2 protein-coding genes are annotated in these 2319 nt (G+C 69.5%); both read left to right on the top strand.

Annotation, left to right across the window (positions count from 1 at the left end; genetic code table 11):
* Positions 1-271: 271 nt before the first annotated feature.
* Positions 272-1603: a transcriptional regulator gene (locus DD1DGNOD_RS21645; RefSeq protein WP_013874894.1), complete on the top strand. Its 1332-nt coding sequence runs from the start codon at positions 272-274 to the stop codon at positions 1601-1603.
* Positions 1600-2292 (top strand): 2'-5' RNA ligase family protein, encoded by a 693-nt coding sequence (locus DD1DGNOD_RS21640; RefSeq protein WP_013874893.1) that lies wholly within the window; start codon positions 1600-1602, stop codon positions 2290-2292. Before DD1DGNOD_RS21645 ends, DD1DGNOD_RS21640 begins: the two co-directional genes overlap by 4 nt.
* Positions 2293-2319: the final 27 nt, after the last annotated feature.

Genomic DNA, 2319 nt, shown 5'->3' with positions numbered 1-2319 from the left:
GTATCGGCTACACCCAGGGGCAAGCCCTCATTGCCGGCATCGACAACTGGACTGATCTTGCTGGTTAAGAATGTCTCTACTGGGCCAGGCTCGGCCTCCGGCAGGGACGCGATGGCACGCGCGCCGCGCGGCCGACTGCGCGCGGCCCTGGCGGGCCGTGCTCGCCGGGCATCGTCCGCGCCACCGCCAATTGCCGGAAGAGTCTCCGCGTTGACATTAGGTGGCTACGATCAGCGACGAGGAGCGGTGTTTCGGGACGAGGTGAGCCGACATGCGTCATGATCCGTCCGCGTTCGTCATTCCGGCCGACTTCTGGGAACGTCCCAGGGTCGTCGACGCGCTGACGGGGCGCGATGTCGGCGCCCTCTTCCGGCTGGTACAGCAGTACGCCGGAGCCAGTCAGCCCGGCATCGGCATGCGTGTGGGTCTGGCCCAGCCAGATATCAGCAAGTACGCGAACGGCAAGCGAGTCGCCACCGAGTTCGACCTGTTCGAGCGGGTCGCCGACGGGCTCGGCCTGCCGGACCACGCCCGGATGCGGCTCGGGCTCGCGCCGCGGGCCGATATCGCACACTGGACCGCGCCGACACAGCCCGCCACCACACCGGACGTCGCCTACGAGGAGCCGGACTCTGTCGAGGAGATCGGCCGCCGCATTGAGGCTCTCGGCACCACCAACGTCAGCCCCGCTGTTCTCGCCCACTTCGACGTGCTGATCTCGGCCATCGCCGACGAGTACGAAACGGCGGGACCGGGCTCGCTCGCACCGCGTGTGCTGAAGCAGCGCCGCCGGGTGCAGGGCCTTCTGGACGGCCGGCAACCACCCCGCCACCGTGACCGGCTGTACGAGATCGCCGGCCGTCTCTCCGGGATGCTTGGATACATGGCGGTCAATGCCGGCCGGTTTGGGCTTGCCCGCGCCTACTGTGTCGAGGCTCTCCAGATCGCCGATCTGCTCGGCCAACGGGATCTCGCCGCATGGGTGCGCGGAACCCAGAGCCTGTGTGAGTACTACGCCGGCAACTATCAGGCCGCTCTGGACTTCGCCCGGGAGGGCCGCCGTCTCGCCGGTGGATCAGTCCAGGAAATCCGCCTCGCGGTGAACGGCGAAGCCCGCGCCCTCGGCCGGCTCGAAGACCGGGACGGGGTCGACAAGGCTGTGGGCGAGGCGTTTCACCTGGCTGAGTGCCACCCGGTGCCAGGCGGGATGTCGCCCTGCATCTCCTTCGAGCCCTACAGCCTCGCTCGCATCGCCGCGAACGCCGCCACCGCGTACGTCTCGGTGGGCGAGCCCGGCCGGGTGCGGGAGTATGCGGACATGGCTGCCCAGGTCGCAGACCGGTCCCCCTCCGTGTGGAGCCGCTGTCTCGTCCGCCTGGACCTGGCAACCGCCCTGCTGCTCTCCGACGCCCCCGACCCGGAACAGGCCGCAGCCCTGGGCATCGAGGCCCTCACCAGCGTCGCCGGCAACCCGATCGAGTCCATCCGCCGCCGCAGCCACGAACTCGTTACCCAGGCTCAGCCCTGGCACCAGATCGGGCCGGTCACCGAACTCGCCGAGGCGTCCCGCGCACTCGCTCTCCCCGCCGGTGGGAGCAGGTGACCACCACACCGACCACAGATCCCGTCGCGGATGACTGGCACCGCTTCGCCGCCCTCGACCGGCTCGGCAACCACTGGGACCGTCCCGGCTGGACACCCGGTCGCCGCTCATACCACTGGATGCTCACGTTCGAGAACGCCACCGACCTGCACACCCTGGCCGCGCGATGCCAGGACCGGCTACGCCTGCCCGTCCTCGACCCCGTCCCCGCCGAAGGGCTGCACCTCACCCTTCAACGTCTCGCCTTCACTGACCAGATCAACCGCGCGGAACTCGACACCGCCATCAGCGAGACGCGACACCGCATCGTGGACATCCCCCCGTTCACGCTGATGATCGGGCCACTCGCGGGCTCCTCCGGCGCCGTCCGGCTCAGCGTCCAGCCCTGGGAACCGGTCGTCACCATCCGCGCGAACATCCTCGATGCCACCGCTGCCGCACTCGGCCCGTCCGGGGTCGTCACCAAACCACACGGCTTCCGACCACACATCGGCATCGCTTACTGCAACAGCTCCGCAAACGCGCAGCCGATCGTGTCCGCGGTCGAGGAGCTTCGACATCTGTCACCGGCCCGAGCCGGCGTCAGCGCAGTCGCTCTGGTCGAGCTGCGCCGCGAGGGCCGCGCATACCTGTGGGACACCGTGGCCCGACTACCGCTGTCAGGTCTCGCCCCTTCGGGGCTGGACTGAAGCGCGTTGACGGACGGGCCGCGGGCC

The organism is Candidatus Protofrankia californiensis, from assembly GCF_900634765.1.
GTDB classification, from domain to species: Bacteria; Actinomycetota; Actinomycetes; order Frankiales; family Frankiaceae; genus Protofrankia; species Protofrankia californiensis.
The sequence above is the reverse complement of the archived record's forward strand: the minus strand, read 5'-3'. Positions and strand labels throughout refer to the sequence as shown.